16 protein-coding genes are annotated in these 18563 nt (G+C 38.0%); 15 read left to right on the top strand and 1 reads right to left on the bottom strand.

Annotation, left to right across the window (positions count from 1 at the left end):
- Positions 1 to 65: 65 nt before the first annotated feature.
- The 13 genes from mutS to BN985_RS11985 all read left to right on the top strand — a co-directional run bounded on the left by mutS (position 66) and on the right by BN985_RS11985 (position 16483).
- Positions 66 to 2657 (top strand): DNA mismatch repair protein MutS, encoded by a 2592-nt coding sequence (gene mutS / locus BN985_RS12040; RefSeq protein WP_042223700.1) that lies wholly within the window; start codon positions 66 to 68, stop codon positions 2655 to 2657.
- A 15-nt stretch (positions 2658 to 2672) separates the two neighbouring features.
- Positions 2673 to 4541: a DNA mismatch repair endonuclease MutL gene (mutL, locus tag BN985_RS12035; protein ID WP_042223699.1), complete on the top strand. Its 1869-nt coding sequence runs from the start codon at positions 2673 to 2675 to the stop codon at positions 4539 to 4541.
- Between the two features lie 63 nt (positions 4542 to 4604).
- Entirely contained in the window at positions 4605 to 5054 is a 450-nt protein-coding gene (locus tag BN985_RS12030) for a Dps family protein (RefSeq protein WP_042223698.1), read from the top strand.
- A 24-nt stretch (positions 5055 to 5078) separates the two neighbouring features.
- Positions 5079 to 6014 (top strand): tRNA (adenosine(37)-N6)-dimethylallyltransferase MiaA, encoded by a 936-nt coding sequence (gene miaA / locus BN985_RS12025; protein ID WP_042223697.1) that lies wholly within the window; start codon positions 5079 to 5081, stop codon positions 6012 to 6014.
- A gap of 36 nt (positions 6015 to 6050) precedes the next feature.
- A complete protein-coding gene (gene hfq / locus BN985_RS19235) occupies positions 6051 to 6275 on the top strand; it encodes an RNA chaperone Hfq (RefSeq protein ID WP_042223696.1) in 225 nt (74 codons plus the stop codon).
- Between the two features lie 125 nt (positions 6276 to 6400).
- Positions 6401 to 7324 carry a stage V sporulation protein K gene (spoVK, locus tag BN985_RS12020; protein ID WP_042223695.1) on the top strand — a complete coding sequence of 308 codons (924 nt, stop codon included), beginning with the start codon at positions 6401 to 6403 and terminating at the stop codon, positions 7322 to 7324.
- 93 nt (positions 7325 to 7417) lie between these two features.
- A complete protein-coding gene (hflX, locus tag BN985_RS12015; RefSeq protein WP_042223694.1) occupies positions 7418 to 8653 on the top strand; it encodes a GTPase HflX in 1236 nt (411 codons plus the stop codon).
- Between the two features lie 9 nt (positions 8654 to 8662).
- Entirely contained in the window at positions 8663 to 9907 is a 1245-nt protein-coding gene (locus BN985_RS12010; protein WP_042223693.1) for a methionine gamma-lyase family protein, read from the top strand.
- A gap of 141 nt (positions 9908 to 10048) precedes the next feature.
- Entirely contained in the window at positions 10049 to 10447 is a 399-nt protein-coding gene (locus BN985_RS12005; protein WP_042223692.1) for a MerR family transcriptional regulator, read from the top strand.
- A gap of 84 nt (positions 10448 to 10531) precedes the next feature.
- Entirely contained in the window at positions 10532 to 11869 is a 1338-nt protein-coding gene (gene glnA / locus BN985_RS12000) for a type I glutamate--ammonia ligase (RefSeq protein ID WP_042223691.1), read from the top strand.
- A gap of 325 nt (positions 11870 to 12194) precedes the next feature.
- Positions 12195 to 13625 carry a M20 family metallopeptidase gene (locus tag BN985_RS11995; protein ID WP_042223690.1) on the top strand — a complete coding sequence of 477 codons (1431 nt, stop codon included), beginning with the start codon at positions 12195 to 12197 and terminating at the stop codon, positions 13623 to 13625.
- 50 nt (positions 13626 to 13675) lie between these two features.
- Complete coding sequence (locus BN985_RS11990; RefSeq protein ID WP_042223689.1) at positions 13676 to 15187, top strand: AbgT family transporter; 1512 nt, start codon at positions 13676 to 13678, stop codon at positions 15185 to 15187.
- A gap of 15 nt (positions 15188 to 15202) precedes the next feature.
- Positions 15203 to 16483 carry an amidohydrolase gene (locus tag BN985_RS11985; RefSeq protein ID WP_042223688.1) on the top strand — a complete coding sequence of 427 codons (1281 nt, stop codon included), beginning with the start codon at positions 15203 to 15205 and terminating at the stop codon, positions 16481 to 16483.
- Between the two features lie 31 nt (positions 16484 to 16514).
- Here BN985_RS11985 and lexA read toward each other — a convergent pair whose 3' ends face one another.
- On the bottom strand, positions 16515 to 17138 hold the full coding sequence (gene lexA / locus BN985_RS11980; protein WP_042223687.1) for a transcriptional repressor LexA: 624 nt from the start codon (positions 17136 to 17138) through the stop codon (positions 16515 to 16517).
- Positions 17139 to 17423: 285 nt separating this feature from the next.
- On the opposite strand from lexA, the gene BN985_RS11975 reads away from it, so the two are divergent.
- Both BN985_RS11975 and BN985_RS11970 read left to right on the top strand, forming a co-directional pair.
- Positions 17424 to 18062: a YneB family resolvase-like protein gene (locus BN985_RS11975; protein ID WP_042223686.1), complete on the top strand. Its 639-nt coding sequence runs from the start codon at positions 17424 to 17426 to the stop codon at positions 18060 to 18062.
- Positions 18063 to 18279: 217 nt separating this feature from the next.
- Entirely contained in the window at positions 18280 to 18513 is a 234-nt protein-coding gene (locus BN985_RS11970; protein WP_042223685.1) for a DUF896 domain-containing protein, read from the top strand.
- The last annotated feature ends 50 nt before the right edge of the window (positions 18514 to 18563 follow it).

Raw genomic sequence — 18563 nt, 5'->3', positions numbered from 1 at the left:
TCGTATGAGAAAGGGTGTATATGCTATAATATAACTTAGTATAAAGTAGTTTTGGAGGATGAAACATGGCAAAGCATACACCCATGATGGAGCAATATTTACAAATAAAAGCAGCTTATAAAGATGCCTTTCTATTTTTTAGGTTAGGCGATTTTTATGAGATGTTTTTTAATGATGCAATAGAAGCTGCGAGAGAGTTAGAGATAACCCTAACCAAGAGAGACTCTGGACAAAAAGAACCAATTCCAATGTGTGGTGTCCCTTACCATGCTGCGGCAAATTATATAAAAACACTTGTAGAAAAAGGTTATAAAGTAGCGATTTGTGAGCAAGTGGAAGACCCGAAAACCGCTAAGGGAGTCGTGAAAAGAGAGGTCGTTCAACTTGTAACGCCTGGTACAGTCATGGAGAGCGCGATGCTTACAGAAGGAGAAAATAATTATATCGCAAGTCTTTCTCACTTTGAAGATGGAACGTTTGTAATTGCGTATAATGACTTGTCTACAGGAGAAAATCGACTTGCCCTTATTGAGGAGGGGTTTGATGCGGTCATTCATGAATTATACAATCAACCTATTAAAGAAATCGTGATTCCATCATCTCTTCCTGAAGGACTGCAAAGTCAGCTTCGAACACGCTTACAGGTGACCTTGTCCTACCAAGATGAGGTTAAATTTAGTGCGGAATATCGTGATCTTAGTGAAAATTTGAATGATGAAAGGTTAATGACAGCGTTTAGTAGACTACTTAATTATGTGCAGGATACGCAAAAGCGATCCCTTGGTCATTTACAACAAGCGGAGATTATTGACCGAAGAAATTATCTTTCACTGGATATGTACTCTAAACGAAATCTTGAATTGACCGAAACTATTATGAAAAAGGGAAAGCAAGGAAGCCTGCTTTGGGTTTTAGACAAGACCGTAACGGCAATGGGATCTCGCATGCTAAAAAAATGGCTCGAACGTCCTTTATTAAATAAGGATAAAATCGAGGACAGACTGGAAGCAGTAACAGCATTCTATGAACATTTTTTAGAAAGAGATACTTTAAGAGAGACATTAAAATCAGTCTATGACCTTGAAAGGCTTGCTGGTAGGATTGCTTTTGGAAATGTTAATGCTAGAGATCTTCAGCAATTAAAGTTGTCACTAGAAAAGATCCCAGCCATTAGGGATACCTTGAATCAAATAGGACAAAAAGAAATTGGGAACCTTGCAAATGATTTACGATATCCAGAACATTTAGTAGCATTATTAAATGATAGTTTAGTAGACAATCCACCTATTTCTATAAAAGAAGGATCTATTATTAAAGATGGGTATAACGAGCAACTTGATACGTACCGTTATGCTTCCAGAAATGGTAAACAGTGGATCGCCGAACTAGAAAAGAGAGAAAAACAGGAGACAAATATTAAATCCTTGAAGATCGGCTATAATCGGGTCTTTGGTTATTATATTGAGGTAACACGGGCGAACCTTCACCTACTACCCGAGAATAAATATGAACGGAAACAAACATTAACCAATGCAGAAAGGTTCATCACCCCTGAATTAAAAGAAAAAGAACAACTTATATTAGAAGCAGAAGAAAAGAGCGTTGATCTAGAATACCAACTCTTTTTAGAAATTCGAGAAAAAATTAAACAACATATCCCAGAGATTCAATACTTGGCTGATATCGTCAGTCGAATAGATGTACTTCAAACCTTTGCTACAGTTAGTGAGATGAATAATTATAAGCGGCCGACTTTTAACACGAAGAAGCTTGCCATTAAAAGTGGTCGTCACCCTGTTATTGAACAGGTTATGCGTGATGGTAATTTTGTACCTAATGATGTAACCATGGATGCAGAAAAGAATATGTTGCTAATTACAGGTCCGAATATGTCAGGAAAAAGCACGTATATGCGTCAACTTGCCTTGACAGTGATCATGGGACAAATTGGCTGCTTTGTTCCTTGTGAGGAAGCTGATCTCCTATTATTTGATCAAATATTTACTAGAATTGGGGCAGCAGACGACCTTGTTTCCGGTCAAAGCACGTTTATGGTAGAAATGCTTGAAGCGAACCATGCAATTTCGCATGCAACAGATAAGAGCTTGATATTACTTGATGAAATAGGCCGTGGTACGAGCACTTATGATGGAATGGCACTTGCGCAGGCAATTGTGGAATATATTCATGATAATATCCAAGCCAAGACATTGTTTTCTACCCATTATCATGAACTAACTAGCTTAGAAAATTCACTTGATCGCTTAAAGAACATACATGTACGTGCAGAAGAATACGAAGGAAATGTCGTCTTTCTTCATCAAATTAAGGAAGGAGCAGCAGACGAAAGCTATGGTATCCATGTAGCAAAGCTTGCCAACCTGCCAGAGACATTGATTGACCGTGCTACGCTTATCCTACAGCAACTAGAAGGAGAACAAAAAGAAGCAATATTGCAAGAAGATGCGCTAGAATCTGACCAACTATCCTTTTTTGTAGAAGAGAATCGGCAAGAATCGAGCGCGCCTAGTGGATCCTCAAATCTAGATAACAAGCTATTAAAACAGTTGCAAGAGATTGACTTATTTGACATGACACCAATGGATGCCATGAATACATTGTATCAATTGCAGAAGCAAGCAAAGAGTGTGAAGTAGAAAGGGTTGTTTAGTATGAGCATTGTGCAGATGCCTGATGTGTTAGCAAATAAAATTGCTGCTGGTGAAGTGGTTGAACGTCCCGCTTCTGTCGTAAAAGAACTAGTAGAAAATAGCATCGACGCAAATAGCACATGGATAAAAGTAGACCTGCTGGAGGCTGGACTTCAGCAAATTAAAATTACAGATAATGGTGACGGAATGGCAGAGGATGATTGCGAACGGGCTTTTTTACGTCATGCTACAAGTAAAATTAGAGACGAAAACGATCTTTTCCATGTTAGAACCTTGGGCTTTCGCGGAGAGGCTTTAGCAAGTATTGCATCTGTCAGCAAACTAACGATACAAACCTCCCAGGGAGAGGAAGCGGGTACTTTGCTTCAACTAGAAGGCGGTAAGGTCATTCGTAAAGCCAAAAGCGATGCAAGAAAAGGATCAGAGATTTTAGTAGAGGATCTTTTTTTTAATACACCTGCTAGACTTAAATATATGAAAACAATTCATACAGAGCTTGGGCATATTACAGACCTATTAAACCGTTTATCTCTTTCCCATCCAGAAATCCGTTTTGAAGCTACTCATAATGAAAAAGGTCTTTTCAAATCTCCTGGTACAGGTGATCTTTTACAGGTCATTTCCAATGTGTATGGCATGGGAATAGCGAAGCAGATGCTATGGATAGAGCAGGAAACGCTGGATTTTTCGATTAAAGGCTATATTGCCAAGCCTGAAGTGACAAGGGCTTCAAGAAGCTTTATTTCTACTATGATAAATGGTCGCTATATTAAAAGCATCCCATTGTCACAAGCTATATTGAAGGCTTATCATACATTGCTTCCTATTGGACGGAACCCCATTGTTGTTTTGGATATAAGAATGGATCCAATTCTAGTGGATGTGAACGTTCATCCGACTAAATTGGAGGTGCGTTTTAGTAAAGAAAAAGAATTATTTCAGCTCATTGAAGAAACAATACGGGAAAGATTTAGACAATTAACTTTAATACCTGAATTACAATCGAAACCTGTAGCCAGGGAAAAATCTTTTCAACATACAATGGATTTCGAGCAAAAGAAAGCAGAATCGGTTTCAGAAGAAGCTTGGGGCAAGATGAATACAATTCGCGAGAAAAATGCGAAAGAAAAGCAAGTAGAACAATTTGAAGCTGGATCCTCTCCTTTCACGAATTACAATAGCGGTATAGAACAAGAACAAAGTGGTACGTCGGTAACTACTACAGACGAGAGATTAGATGAGACATTTATTAAATCAGATAACACGGATACTATTCAACAAAAGCAGCGAGTTCCAATAATGTATCCCATTGGACAGTTGCACGGAACCTATATAATGGCACAAAATGAAAATGGATTATATATGGTAGACCAACATGCTGCCCAAGAGCGTATAAAGTACGAATTTTTTAAAGCAAAGCTTGGAAGCACGCACAATGAATCACAGGAGCTCTTGTTACCTTTAACATTTGATTTCTCTAAACAAGAAGCAATCTTCATCGAGCAATATAAAGCAGAGTTAGAAAAAGTAGGCTTGTTTTTTGAGTCATTTGGCCACCAGTCGTATGTAATCAGATCTCATCCAAATTGGTTCCCGGATGGTTTTGAGGAAGAAGTAATTAGGGAAATGCTTGAACAAATAATGGCAGATGACCGAATTAATATCGAATCAATTAGAGAAGAAGCCGCAATCATGATGTCCTGTAAACGGTCGATTAAAGCAAACCATTATTTAGGACAAGAAGATATGTTTCGCCTGTTAGAAGACTTAAGAAAAACGACAGATCCTTTTACTTGCCCACACGGACGGCCGATTATCGTGCATTTTTCCTCATATGAGCTTGAAAAAATGTTTAAAAGAGTAATGTAAAAGTGAATAAACCGTATGCACCTCGCCGATGATAGATAAAAAAGAATAACGAGGTGCATTCAGGTGGAAAATCAAAGACTAATTAATTTTCTCAATCAATTGTTGTCCAATCATTTTGTGTTATATGTAAAGTTACATCGATATCATTGGTTTGTGCAAGGAAGACATTTCTTTACATTGCATGAGAAGTTTGAAGAAATGTATACGGATATTGCAAAAGATTTGGATGAAATCGCAGAGCGAATTTTAATGATAGAAGGCAAGCCGCTAGCAACTATGGTGAAATATATTAAAGAGGCGACACTAGTAGAAGCTAATGCAGATGATAAAGAGAGTGAACTAATTAGTCAGTTATATGATGACTTTATACAGTTAGTAAAGGAAATCCAATCAAGTGGCCTTAAACTTGCAAGAGAGTTAGAAGATGGACCTACAGAAGATTTGTTGCTAGCAATCCAAGCTAAGACAGAGAAAAGATGCTGGATGCTTAGAGCGTACATGGCATATGATTAAACATTGAGAATTTAGGGGATAATTATGAAACAAACAGTTATTGCAATTATTGGGCCCACTGCGGTAGGTAAAACAAATCTTAGTCTTGAAGTAGCGAAACAATTTGATGGTGAGATCATTAGTGGGGATTCAATGCAGGTCTATAAGGGAATGGATATTGGAACTGCTAAGGTAACAAAAGAAGAAATGGCCGGTGTCCCTCATCATATGATTGATATCAAAGAGCCTTGGGAATCCTTTTCTGTTGCTGAGTTTCAAACGAGAGTTAAACAGCACATAGAGAACATTACAGCAAGAGGTAAATTGCCCATTCTTGTGGGAGGAAGCGGTCTGTATGTGCAAGCAGCTTTATATGATTATAATTTTGCTGATAATAAGCGAAACATTACTGTCACAAGGCAGCTTGTACAGCAGATGGAAGAAGAGGGGGCAGCTGCTTTATATTCTAGACTTAAGGCGTTGGACCCTATTCAGGCGGAAAAAACACATCCTAATAATGCTAGGCGTGTAATTCGAGCTCTTGAAATCTATGAAACAACAGGAATTACCATGACAGAATGGCAAAAATCACAGCAGTTAACGTCTCCATATAATGTACAATTAATTGGGTTGGAGATGGATAGAGAGATTTTGTATAACCGCATTAATCAACGTGTAGACAAAATGATTAACCAAGGTTTAGTGGAAGAGGTACAGTCTTTTTATGAAAAAGGATATGCAGATAAGCCGGCAATGCAAGGAATTGGTTATAAGGAGTTAATTCCTTATTTCAAACATCAGCGGTCAATTGAAGAATCAATTGACACACTTAAGCAGAATTCTCGAAGATTTGCTAAGCGACAGTATACCTGGTTTAGAAACAAAATGGAAGTAAACTGGTATTCGCTCACTCCCGAAAATGCTAGCGAAAAATCTAGACTAATTTTACGTGATATTGCAGGATTTCTAAAACAAAAGTAGAAATGATTATATAGATAGAAAAGAGGAGGAAGGAAAATGGCGCAAACAGTAAATATCCAGGACCAATATTTAAACCAATTGAGAAAGAACCATATTGCGGTGACTGTGTTTCTGACAAACGGTTTTCAGTTACGGGGAGTCGTAAAAGCATTCGACAATTTCACCGTTCTTTTAGAAACCGACGGAAAACAGCAGCTGATATTTAAGCATGCAATTTCCACATTCGCTCCTGCCAAAAATGTAACATTGGAAAAAGAATAAGCAATTACACGGGTGCTAATAGGCGCCCGTTTTTCATTTGAAGTAAAAGTAAAACTGTTGCATAACTAGGCTAATGTCACACCTTTTATGCCTCCGCGTATAATAAAGGACGGAGGGATGATGGCATGGAAACACAGTTAATGCGTAGTAAGAGCAACCAAATTAACATTATACTACAGGATAGAAAAGAAGAAATAAAGGCAGTTTCAAAAAAACAAAGTCGAATGGCTGATAATAACTCTTTTAAACACATTGACAGTGAGTTCTCCTCATTTGTCGGCATGTATGAGTTGAAGCAAAAAATAAAAGAAGTCTATGCTACAGTAATAATTAACGAAAAGAGAAAGCAAGCAGGTTTAACTTGTTCTAAACAAGTACTTCATATGCTTTTTAAAGGTAATCCTGGCACCGGAAAAACAACAGTAGCTCGGAAATTAGCTAAAATTTATTTTGATATGGGCCAACTATCGAAAGGACACTTTATAGAAGCAGAAAGAGCGGATTTAGTTGGTGAATACATCGGGCAGACAGCTCAAAAGACAAGGGCCCTTATCCAAAAAGCGATGGGTGGTGTCCTATTTATAGATGAAGCGTACTCGTTAGCTCGAGGTGGGGATAAGGATTTCGGAAAGGAAGCTATTGATACACTGGTAAAGCATATGGAGGACTATCAAAATGATTTCGTCCTTATCTTGGCTGGGTATCCTTATGAGATGGAGCGGTTTTTATCATTAAATCCAGGACTTAAATCGCGCTTTCCATTTATACTTGATTTTCATAACTATGAAGTATCCCAATTAATGGAGATTGCTACCCAAATGGCAGCCGAACGTGAATATCGATTTACAAAGGAAGCAAAATATGAACTTAGGGAGCAATTAACAAAAAAGATGCTAGATGAAGAGCGGAACTTCTCCAATGCCCGGTATGTTAGAAATGTGATAGAGCATGCTATTCGTATGCATGCTGTAAGGCTTTTAACGGAAGAGCATTTTTCGACACAAGACTTAATTCATTTAACAAGAGAGGACGTGTCGAGTAGTAACTAGTCCATCTCAATTTTGTACTCAATTGCCAATTTTGATAAGATAAAGCTACAATGCTGATAACAAAAACACTCATCGCAAAGAAAGGTTGCAGTTATGTCCGAAAAAATTCTAATTATAGCCGTAATTAATAAACAGCAAAATGAAATAAGATTCCAGTCATCTTTAGATGAGCTTATTTCCCTAAGTGAAACAGCAGGTGGGAAAGTTGAGACGGTTATGACACAGAACAGGGACCGAATCGATCCAGCTCATTATATTGGTAAAGGAAAAATGGAAGAAATAAAAGAAGCTATTCAAGAACTTGATATAGATTTAGTCATTTCTAATGATGAACTTTCAGCTGGCCAATTGCGAAACCTTGGTGCAGAATTTGGTGTGCGGATTATCGATAGGAGTCAGCTTATCCTTGATATTTTTGCCCAGCGGGCTAGAACGAAGGAAGGTAAACTTCAGGTAGAATTGGCACAACTCGAATATACGTTACCTAGACTCCGCGGGCAAGGTATTGAAATGTCTCGTCTAGGCGCGGGAATTGGCACAAGAGGACCGGGTGAGACCAAGCTTGAATCCGATCAACGTCATATTAGAAGAAGAATCTATGATATAAAAAGAAGATTGGAAACGATCGTACAACAAAGGGAGCAGTACAGAAAACGCAGGAAATCTAATGAAGCCTTTCAAATTGCCATCGTAGGCTATACAAATGCAGGGAAATCAACATTGTTTAATCGAATGACGAATAGTTCCTCTCTAGAGGAGAATCAATTATTTGCTACATTAGACCCTTTAACTAGGCAACTTCAGCTTCCATCTGGCTTTCAAGCGCTTGTTACAGATACAGTAGGTTTTATGCAGGATCTACCAACAGCTCTAATTGCTGCCTTTCGCTCTACATTAGAAGAGGTCAAAGAAGCCGACTTCTTATTACATGTCGTGGATGTGTCCCACCCTGACCAGGAACAACAACAAGATACAGTTATAAAGCTATTGGATGAATTGGATGCTGGTTCTATTCCTATGCTAACTATCTATAACAAAGAGGATCGACTAAATGGAGAAGAAGTAATACCTATGCAGCATCCTTACTTTTTTATGAGCGCATATAAGCAAGAAGATATTGAAAAAATGTTAATTCAAGTGGAAGCTGTCTTACAGGAAATATGGCAACCCTACAATGTCCAATTAAACCCTGAGGATGGTAAACAATTGAACAAGCTTGAACAAGGATCTCTTATTATGCACAAAGAGTTTGATGAATCAATAAATCGATATATACTACAAGGTTATATAAAACAAGATCACCCATTAAGGGGCTTTTTAGAGGAGTAAAGACATTACATGATCAAAGACATGATACAGCAGGCAGAAATAGATTGTGCCAATCAGTATAAAAATATAGAAGAAGTTCGAGAAATGAATCAAAAAAGGGTACTAGAGGCTTTTAAAAAGCACCGTGTTAGTGATAGTCATTTTCATTCAACTAGTGGCTATGGATATGATGACATAGGAAGAGAAACGCTTGAAGCTGTTTATGCGGAAGTTTTTGGTGGGGAAGATGCGCTAGTTAGGCCCCAGATTGTATCAGGTACCCATGCTATTACAACAGCGTTATTTGGACTATTAAGGCCTGATGATGAATTGCTTTATATTACGGGAAAACCATATGACACGTTAGAAGAGGTTATTGGGATACGTGGTGATAACACAGGTTCGCTTAAAGATTTTCAAGTTTCATACAATCAAGTGAACCTGAAGGATAATGGAGCAGTCAACTACAATGGAATCCAGGAAGCTATTAATAGCCAAACAAAGGTAATTGGAATCCAGCGTTCTAAAGGGTATGACGACCGCCCATCCTTCACCATTGATGAAATTAAAGAGATGATAGCATTTGTTAAAGGAATTAATGAAAATCTTATTATCTTTGTTGATAATTGCTACGGAGAATTCGTGGAGGATAGAGAGCCCTTGCATGTAGGCGCTGATATCATCGCTGGTTCCCTTATAAAAAACCCTGGTGGTGGGATCGTAAGAGCTGGTGGTTATCTTGCAGGCAGTAAAAACTTGATCGAACAGTGCGCTAATCGCTTAACTGCTCCTGGCTTAGGAAAGGAGACGGGAGCTACTTTCCATACACTTCAGGAAATGTATCAAGGGTTTTTCCTTGCACCACATATTGTAGGAGAAGCCCTGAAAGGTGCAGTCTTTACCTCTCGCTTTTTAGAGTTGGCTGGTTTTGAGACAAGCCCTCATTTTCTCGATAAAAGAACTGATCTTATTCAGTCTGTAACCTTTCGGGAAGAAAAGCCAATGGTTCTCTTTTGTCAGGAAATCCAGCGTAATTCACCAGTAAATTCTTTCGTTACCCCATACCCTAGTGAGATGCCGGGCTATGAAGACAAAGTGATTATGGCAGCAGGCACATTTATACAAGGTGCCAGCATTGAGCTTTCAGCAGACGGGCCTTTAAGACAACCATATACAGCCTTTGTACAAGGTGGGTTAACCTATTCCCATGTTAAACTAGCACTTGTTGCCTCAGTAGAGACACTTATGAAACAAGGTTTGATTGATAAAAATTAGGGTATAAAAAAAGCTAGATGCTTCTTTTACTGAATAAAACAAGTTTTGTTTTATTTTTTATGTTAGAAAACCTTACATAAGGTTGACGTGTAACCTGACATTGCATATAATATAACTAATTCGTTACAAGGGGGTCATGAATTGAATGATCAAGACAGACGTTCCATGCCCTTATTTGCAATTGGTATTGTAATGAAGCTTACAGAACTGACTGCAAGACAAATAAGGTACTATGAAGAGCATGATTTAATTCATCCAGAGAGAACAGGTGGAAACCAACGATTGTTTTCATTTAATGACGTGGACAGATTACTAGAAATAAAAGATCTGCTGGATAAAGGATTAAATATAGCAGGCATAAAGCTAATGCTTCAAGAGGATGTTACCGGAATAGTTGAAGAGTCTCCCAAGCCTACCTCCAATGAATTGACAGACAAGGAGCTTCGGAAAATTTTACGAACAGAACTTACCGATGCGGGCAGACATGGGAAGACGAATCTACGCCAAGGTGAATTATCCAGATTCTTTACAAATCATTAATAATGTATAAAAAATATGGATACATAGCCTAGCTTATATAACCATTTTTTTATTCAAATATATAAATTATTAGGAGGAGAAAGAATGGGAAAGAAATTATCAAAAGATGAAATCCTGAAACAAATTAAAGAAGAGAACGTAAGGTTTATCCGTCTTCAATTTACAGACATGTTAGGGACAATCAAAAACGTTGAAATCCCTCTAAGTCAATTAGATAAAGCATTGGATAATAAGATGATGTTTGACGGTTCTTCTATCGAAGGATTTGTTCGCATTGAAGAATCTGATATGTATCTATATCCTGACCTGGATACCTTCGTTGTATTCCCATGGACTTCAGAAAAAGGAAAGGTAGCTCGCTTTATTTGTGACATTTACAAGACTGATGGTACACCATTTGAAGGAGACCCTCGTTATAATTTGAAACGAAACCTTAAAAAAATGGAAGAGCTAGGGTTTGACGCTTTTAACATTGGGACAGAACCAGAATTTTTCCTTTTCAAATTAGATGAAAAAGGAGACCCTTCTCTAGAATTAAATGATAGAGGTGGATATTTTGACTTAGCACCTACCGATCTAGGTGAAAATTGCCGTCGTGATATCGTACTTGAACTTGAAGAAATGGGCTTTGAAATCGAAGCATCCCATCATGAAGTAGCACCTGGACAGCATGAGATCGACTTTAAATATTCTGATGCTGTAAAACATGCAGATGATATTCAAACTTTTAAACTAGTAGTTAAAACAATTGCTAGAAAGCATAATCTTCATGCGACTTTCATGCCAAAACCATTATTTGGTGTTAACGGATCTGGAATGCATGTGAACATGTCTTTATTCAAAGACGGAAAAAATGCCTTCTATGATGAAAATGGAGATATGCAATTAAGTGAAACAGCTTATCAGTTTATCTCAGGCACAATCAAACATGCAAAGAGTTTTACCGCTGTTACAAATCCAACAGTTAACTCATACAAACGTTTAGTTCCCGGCTATGAAGCTCCAAGCTACATTGCATGGTCTGGCTCTAACCGAAGCTGTCTAATGCGTATTCCTAATTCTCGTGGAATTAGCACGCGAGTAGAAGCGAGAAGTGTTGACCCGGCAGCAAACCCATACTTGGCACTTTCTTCATTGCTAGCAGCAGGGTTAGATGGAATTGAGAAGAAAATGGAAACACCACCAGCTGTTGACCGTAATATTTATGTTCTTACAAAAGAAGAACGTGAAGAAGCTGGAATTGAAGATCTGCCTAGTACATTAGCTCAAGCACTAGAAGAATTGAAGAAAAATGAAGTAATTGTAAATTCACTTGGTGAGCACTTGTTTGAACACTTTATTGAAGCAAAAGAAATAGAGTGGGATATGTTCCGTACGCAGGTACATCCATGGGAAAGAGAACAATATTTAAGCACATACTAAGCATTAAGGAAGCTTGGAAGTATTATATTAAATGCATAAAAATACCGTCCATATATGGGCGGTATTTTTAATAAAATTATACTAATTTCTTGATCGTTTTGAAAATAAAGGGAGGTAGAGCAGGTGTCCTATGATACAAACCCTCTATCTTTTTTACCTAAGATGTCAAAACATTCCTATGCTTCTAATGATTTCATTTGTCAAATATTTTAGATTAATGGTAAAATAAATCTACATTTCTCGACTTAAATTGCAAGATGAAAATTCAGAATGTTGTTGAATATGTCGTTAATCATTCTTAAAGGTTAACAAAGGAGGAACTTACATGAATAAATTTGTAGCAAACTATTTATCTACCAATAGGAATACTTTTGAACAGGTGAGTAGCTATATTTACCACCATCCAGAAACAAGATTTGAAGAATATGAATCAGCGTCCTATTTCGCTAAGGTTTGCGAGGAACAAGGCTTTCTTGTTGAACGTAATGTTGCTGGGATAGAAACGGCATTTATTGCTACATATGGCGAAGGTAAGCCTGTAATAGGATATCTAGGAGAGTTTGATGCACTTTCAGGTTTAAGTCAGAAGCCTAATAAAACGAGCTATCAACCTTTAGAGAAAGATATTGGACATGGATGTGGTCATAATTTGTTAGGTACAGGAGCGTTTGCTGCTGCATGTGCTGCAAAAAAATACTTAGAAGAAAATAACCTGCCAGGTACTGTGAAATTTTTTGGCTGTCCAGGAGAAGAAGGTGGTTCTGGAAAAACATTTATGGTAAGAGAAGGTGTGTTTGATGGCGTCGATGCTGCGCTTACATGGCATCCCTCTCCTGCAAATGCAATTATGAGTTTATCAAGCTTAGCAAACTATCAAGTTTCATTTAAATTCAAAGGCATTTCATCTCACGCTGCAAACACGCCTCATTTGGGTCGGAGTGCGTTGGATGCTGTTGAACTAATGAACGTGGGTGTCAACTATTTACGAGAGCATATTGTATCAGAGGCACGTATTCATTATTCTGTGACAAACACAGGGGGGATATCCCCAAATGTGGTTCAAGCAAACGCCGAGGTACTATACCTGGTAAGAGCTCCAAAGGTGGCGCAAGTGGACAGCATTTTCCAAAGAGTAAAGAAAATTGCCGAAGGTGCTGCACTCATGACAGAAACTGAAGTAACAATTGATTTTGATAAGGCATGTTCTAATTATATTCCCAATCGTTCACTGGAAAAGATCTTATATAAAAAATTTACTGAGGTTGGGGTACAAAAGCCAACAGATGAAGAGAATGCATTTGCAGAGAAAATATGGAATACCTTTACAGACGGTGAAAAAGAAAATTTCCTAGACCCAATGAAAGGCTTTGGTTATGTAGGAGATGGTAGTGAATTTGCTGGTAAGTATTATTCTGACTCTATTTCCCCTTATCATGAATCCAAGGAAATCCTTGCTGGATCTACAGATGTTGCAGATGTAAGCTGGGTCGTACCAACAGCTCAATTATCAGCATCAACTTCAGTGCTGGGTACAGCTTTACACACATGGCAAATGACGACACAGGGATTAAGAAACTATGCACTAAATGGCATGTTCCGCGCTTCAGAAACAATGGCCTTAGCAGGTATTCAGCTATTTGATAGCCCAGAAGATCTAGAAAACATAAAAGAAGAATTCAAGGCATTTAAGAAAGCTAATCCTTACAGCAATCCTATTCCTGAGGGTGTAACTCCTTCAAAGTTGCATGAGAAATAGGCTTTTCAAATAGTTTGTTAGTAATATTAATGTAGAATGAGAGGGATATTATGGAAAAGAGGCGTGGTTTATTTCAAAGATTTTTAGATTTAGTGGAAAAGGTAGGAAATAAGCTACCGGATCCGTTTGTTTTATTTATTGGCTTATCACTATTAATGATCGTTGTTTCCTATATATTTAGTTTGTTTAATGCTTCCGTTGTACATCCAGGTACAGGGGAAGAGCTAGAGATTCAAAATTTGCTATCAGGTGAAGGGTTGCAGTTTATCTTATCTTCCATGCTCGATAACTTTACTGGTTTTGCTCCACTGGGACTAGTTCTTGTTATGATGCTAGGAATTGGTCTAGCTGAAAAAGTTGGACTGATGGATTATGCAATCAGAAAAACAATCTTAAGTTCACCTCCAAGTTTAGTTACTTATACGGTAGTATTTGTGGGAATTCTTGGGAACCTTGCTTCTGATGCTGCAGTTGTATTGATACCACCACTTGCTGCGATGGTATTTTATAAAGTAGGACGGCATCCATTAGCTGGATTAGCTGCAGGGTTTGCCGGCGCAGGAGCTGGATTTACGGCAAATATCTTTATCGCAGGAACAGATGTATTGTTAGCAGGAATCTCCACAGAAGCAGCAGCCATCCTTGATGATTCTCTGGTGATCACACCTGTAGATAACTGGTACTTTAATATTGTTTCTGTCTTTATTATGACAATTGTTGGCGGACTCGTTACTACTAAATTTGTTGAACCCCGTTTGGGAGAATACAAAGGAGGAGCCGTTGAAGAAGAGAACAGCGAGGAGTTAAAAAATGGTGGGAAAGGGTTTCGTAATGCGCTTATTGCTGGCCTAGCATACATAGCGATTATTTTGACGATCATACTTTTACCAAATAGCCCATTAAGGAGTGAGGATGGTAGTATTGTTCCTTCTCCTTTCTTAGATGGTATTGTTCCAATCGTTTTAATATTCTTTGTGATAATTGGTGTTACGTTTGGTATAACAGTAGGTAAAATTAGATCTGGTAAGGATGTAGGAGACTACATGGCCGATTCTATTAAAGACATGTCGGGTTATATCGTTTTAGTTTTTGCCATTGCTCAGTTTATTGCATATTTTAATTGGTCAAATCTAGGGACTTGGGTAGCTGTTAATGGAGCTGATTATCTGAAAGATATTAACTTTACAGGTATTTGGTTAATTATTGGCTATATCATCTTTACAGCACTAATGAACTTCCTAATAACGTCAGGCTCTGCGAAGTGGGCGTTAGAGGCACCTGTGTTTATCCCTCTGTTTATGCAGCTTGGGTACCACCCTGCCTTTACACAAGTAGCTTATCGAGTAGCTGACTCTTCAACAAATATTATTACTCCATTGTTTCCTTATATGGTTATCATTTTGGCTTTTATAAAAAAATACGATAAAAAAGCAAGTATAGGTACTTATATTTCATTAATGCTACCGTATAGTATTGCGTTTTTAACTACTTGGATTATACTAATTCTAGTATTTTACTATTCTGGTCTACCATTTGGTCCAGGAATATACCCACTTTTATAGAAGGAGGAGAGCAGTATGCAACAATTAGGAGATAAATTAATTCAGTGGCGCCGAGATTTTCACCAATATCCCGAAACAGGATTTTTAGAGATGAGGACAGCCTCTATTGTAGCATCCATTTTAGATGAGCTTGGTTTCTATTTGCAAATGGGGAAAAAAGTAATGTCTGAGCAAGACTGCATGGGAAAGCCAACTGACGAAGAAACAAAAGAACATTATCAATGGGCGAAAGAAAATGGAGCGAAAAAAGACTATCTCCCTTTATTTTCTGAAGGTTATACAGGAATTGTAGCTACTTTGGATTCAGGTAAGGAAGGTCCAACCATTGCTTATCGGTTTGATATGGATGCATTGGACATTTTAGAATCAGACAGTAACGATCATTTCCCACTAAATGAAGGATTTAGCTCGAAACTTCACGGTAAAATGCATGCTTGTGGTCATGACTCCCACACCGCAATGGGACTAGGGCTGGCTACCCTTCTTATTGAAAACAAGCATCAGCTTAAGGGAAAGATAAAACTAATATTTCAACCAGCTGAGGAAGGTACACGTGGTGCAAAAGCTATGGCAGCAGCAAATGTAATAGAAGATGTTGATTATTTCATTGCTACCCATATTGGGGTCGGTGTTCCGCATAAGCAATTCATTGCTGCCAATAGTGGCTTTCTTGCTACCTCCAAGTTAGATATAACCTATACAGGAACAGCAGCACATGCCGGAGGTAGCCCTGAAGAAGGAAAGAATGCACTCTTAGCAGCTGCGGCTAGTGTGCTAAGTCTTCATGGTATATCTCGCCATTCAGGAGGAGCTACCAGGGTAAATGTTGGGCAGTTAGAAGCTGGTGCAGGAAGAAATATAATTGCCAATCATGCTAGTATGAAAGTAGAAACAAGAGGAGAGACTTCTGAAATTAATGATTTTGTAAAAGAACAGGTGACATCCATCGTCAGTGGAGCGGCTACCATGTACCAGGTAGAACATAAGATTGAAACAGTAGGCGAGGCACTAAGCTGTAAATGTTCGTTAGACCTAGCAGAAATCCTCCATCAGTGTGCGGAAGCATCCCCAGATATCGAAAAAAGTAGACTGGAGGATAATACACCAGGAGGGTCGGAGGATGCCACTTATTTTATGAAAGCCGTACAGAAAAATGGAGGACAGGCAACCTATTGTGTATTTGGAACAGAATTGGCGGCTGGTCATCATAATGAAAGATTTGATATTAATGAAGAAACATTATTACCGGCTGTTAAGGTTCTATATCAATCAGTTCAAAAAATAATGGAGAAATAATAAAAAACAGCTGCTATTGAGCAGCTGTTTTTTAATGTATGTTGCGATACAGACCAATAACTTTACCAAGTATTGTTACATTATCATAAATTAATGGTTCCATTGTTGCATTTTCAGGCTGTAAACGTATATGATCTTTTTCTTTAAAGAACCGTTTCACAGTAGCTTCATTATCTTCTGTCATCGCTACAACGATATCACTGTTTTGTGCTATGTTTTGTTGTTTTACTATAACCATATCACCATCAAGTATTCCTGCTTCTATCATACTTTCTCCCTCGATAACCAATACAAATAGATTATCATCCGGGCCAGCACTTGTTGTTGGTAATGGGATAAATTCTTCTATGTTTTCTACCGCTGTAATAGGAAGACCAGCAGTGACTTTCCCAATTACTGGAGCATATCGAGCTTCTTCTCTCGGAATATCATTTCCTTCCGACAAATCAATTATCTCAATCGCACGCGGCTTGGTCGGGTCACGTCGAATATATCCCTTGCTTTCAATTCGAGATAGATGTCCATGTACTGTAGAACTGGAAGCGAGTCCTACTGCTTCAGCTATTTCCCGGACGGAAGGCGGATATCCTTTTTTCGTAACTTCATCTTTAATATAGTCTAAAATCATTTGCTGACGTTTTGATAGTTTTGACATAAATGTTTCACCTCGCCCATAAGATTAATTATTAATAGTTTACCATTTGATTCCACAAAAAGCAAACATTCGTTCGAATAAACGGTTGACAAGATCATATGTTCTGTTATAATCAAACTATAAAAGCGAACAGAAGTTCTTGTTTATGGAAAAGGGGGGAATGAGACTATGTTTAGTAAACTTACTAAAACGGATTTGTTTTATATAGTTGCCTTTGCCTTGACGCTAGGATTCCTGTACTTTACTATGATTACAAGTTAATAGGTATAAGAAGGAGAAAGCGTGTTGAATGCCATTATTTATTGCCGTGTGAGCACGGACAAACATACCCAAGAGACCTCTCTTGCTAGACAAAAGGTAGAATTAATAGGATTAGCTGAACGATATAACTTTAATGTTGTAGCATGTATAGAGGAACAAAAGAGCGGTTATGAAATAGAACGTGAAGGTATATTTGAAATGCTAGATTTATTTGGCGCCAAAGATGCCGATTGTTTACTTATACAAGATGAAACAAGGCTGGGCAGGGGAAACACCAAAATTGCGTTGTTCCACCAACTTCATAAGCTTAATATCTCTGTCTACACCGCAATGCATGATGGAGAGCTTGAACTATCAGAGTCAGACTCTATGGTATTGCAAATTGTTGGGATTGTGGAAGAATATCAACGTAAGATACACAATGCAAAAATAAAAAGAGGGATGAGACGTGCTGTAGAACAAGGATATAATCCTGCCGATAATCTAAGAAATCAGCATCTCGCTCCAGGCCGCGATAGACTCGACTTCCCAATTGAAGAAGTCGTGAGGCTCAGAGAGAAGAAACTTACATTTGAAGAGATTACAAGCACATTAAATGGACTGGGATACAATGTTTCCAAAGCAACTGTTCATCGAAGATATAAGGAATTGCAAGATACTTGAATATAAGCTGTAACAGGCGTAAAATAATGAAGCAAGGGCTAATGCTCTTGTTTTTTATGTTTTTCAAATTTAAACAGTAATTGTCTGTTGATAAGGAATTGGTGATCCGAGTAAATTAATTTGGCGAGTGCTGAGATTAAGTTAAATTATTGCAGCTTTATAACATAAGACAAGCTAAGGGTCTTACCTAATAGATTAAGGAAGAGGAGGTAGCGAAATGTTATCTAAAGATAAAATTGAACGAATTAATGTACTATCCCAAAAAGCTAAAGCTAAGGGCTTAACTGAGAAAGAGAAAAAGGAACAAAAAGAGCTTCGCGAAGAATATCTTAACAATGTAAGAAGCTCTTTTAAAAACCAGTTTAAATCCATGACAGTTGTAGATCCTCAAGGGAATGACGTAACCCCCAAAAAAGTGAAAGACTTACAGGATAGAAATAAAAAACATTAATTTTGTACCACACTTAAACCGAAACTAACCTCATTATAAGGAAGCCTGTC

The sequence above is a fragment of the Oceanobacillus manasiensis genome (genome assembly GCF_000724085.1).
Lineage (GTDB): Bacteria > Bacillota > Bacilli > Bacillales > Amphibacillaceae > Oceanobacillus_B > Oceanobacillus_B manasiensis.
The sequence above is the reverse complement of the archived record's forward strand: the minus strand, read 5'-3'. Positions and strand labels throughout refer to the sequence as shown.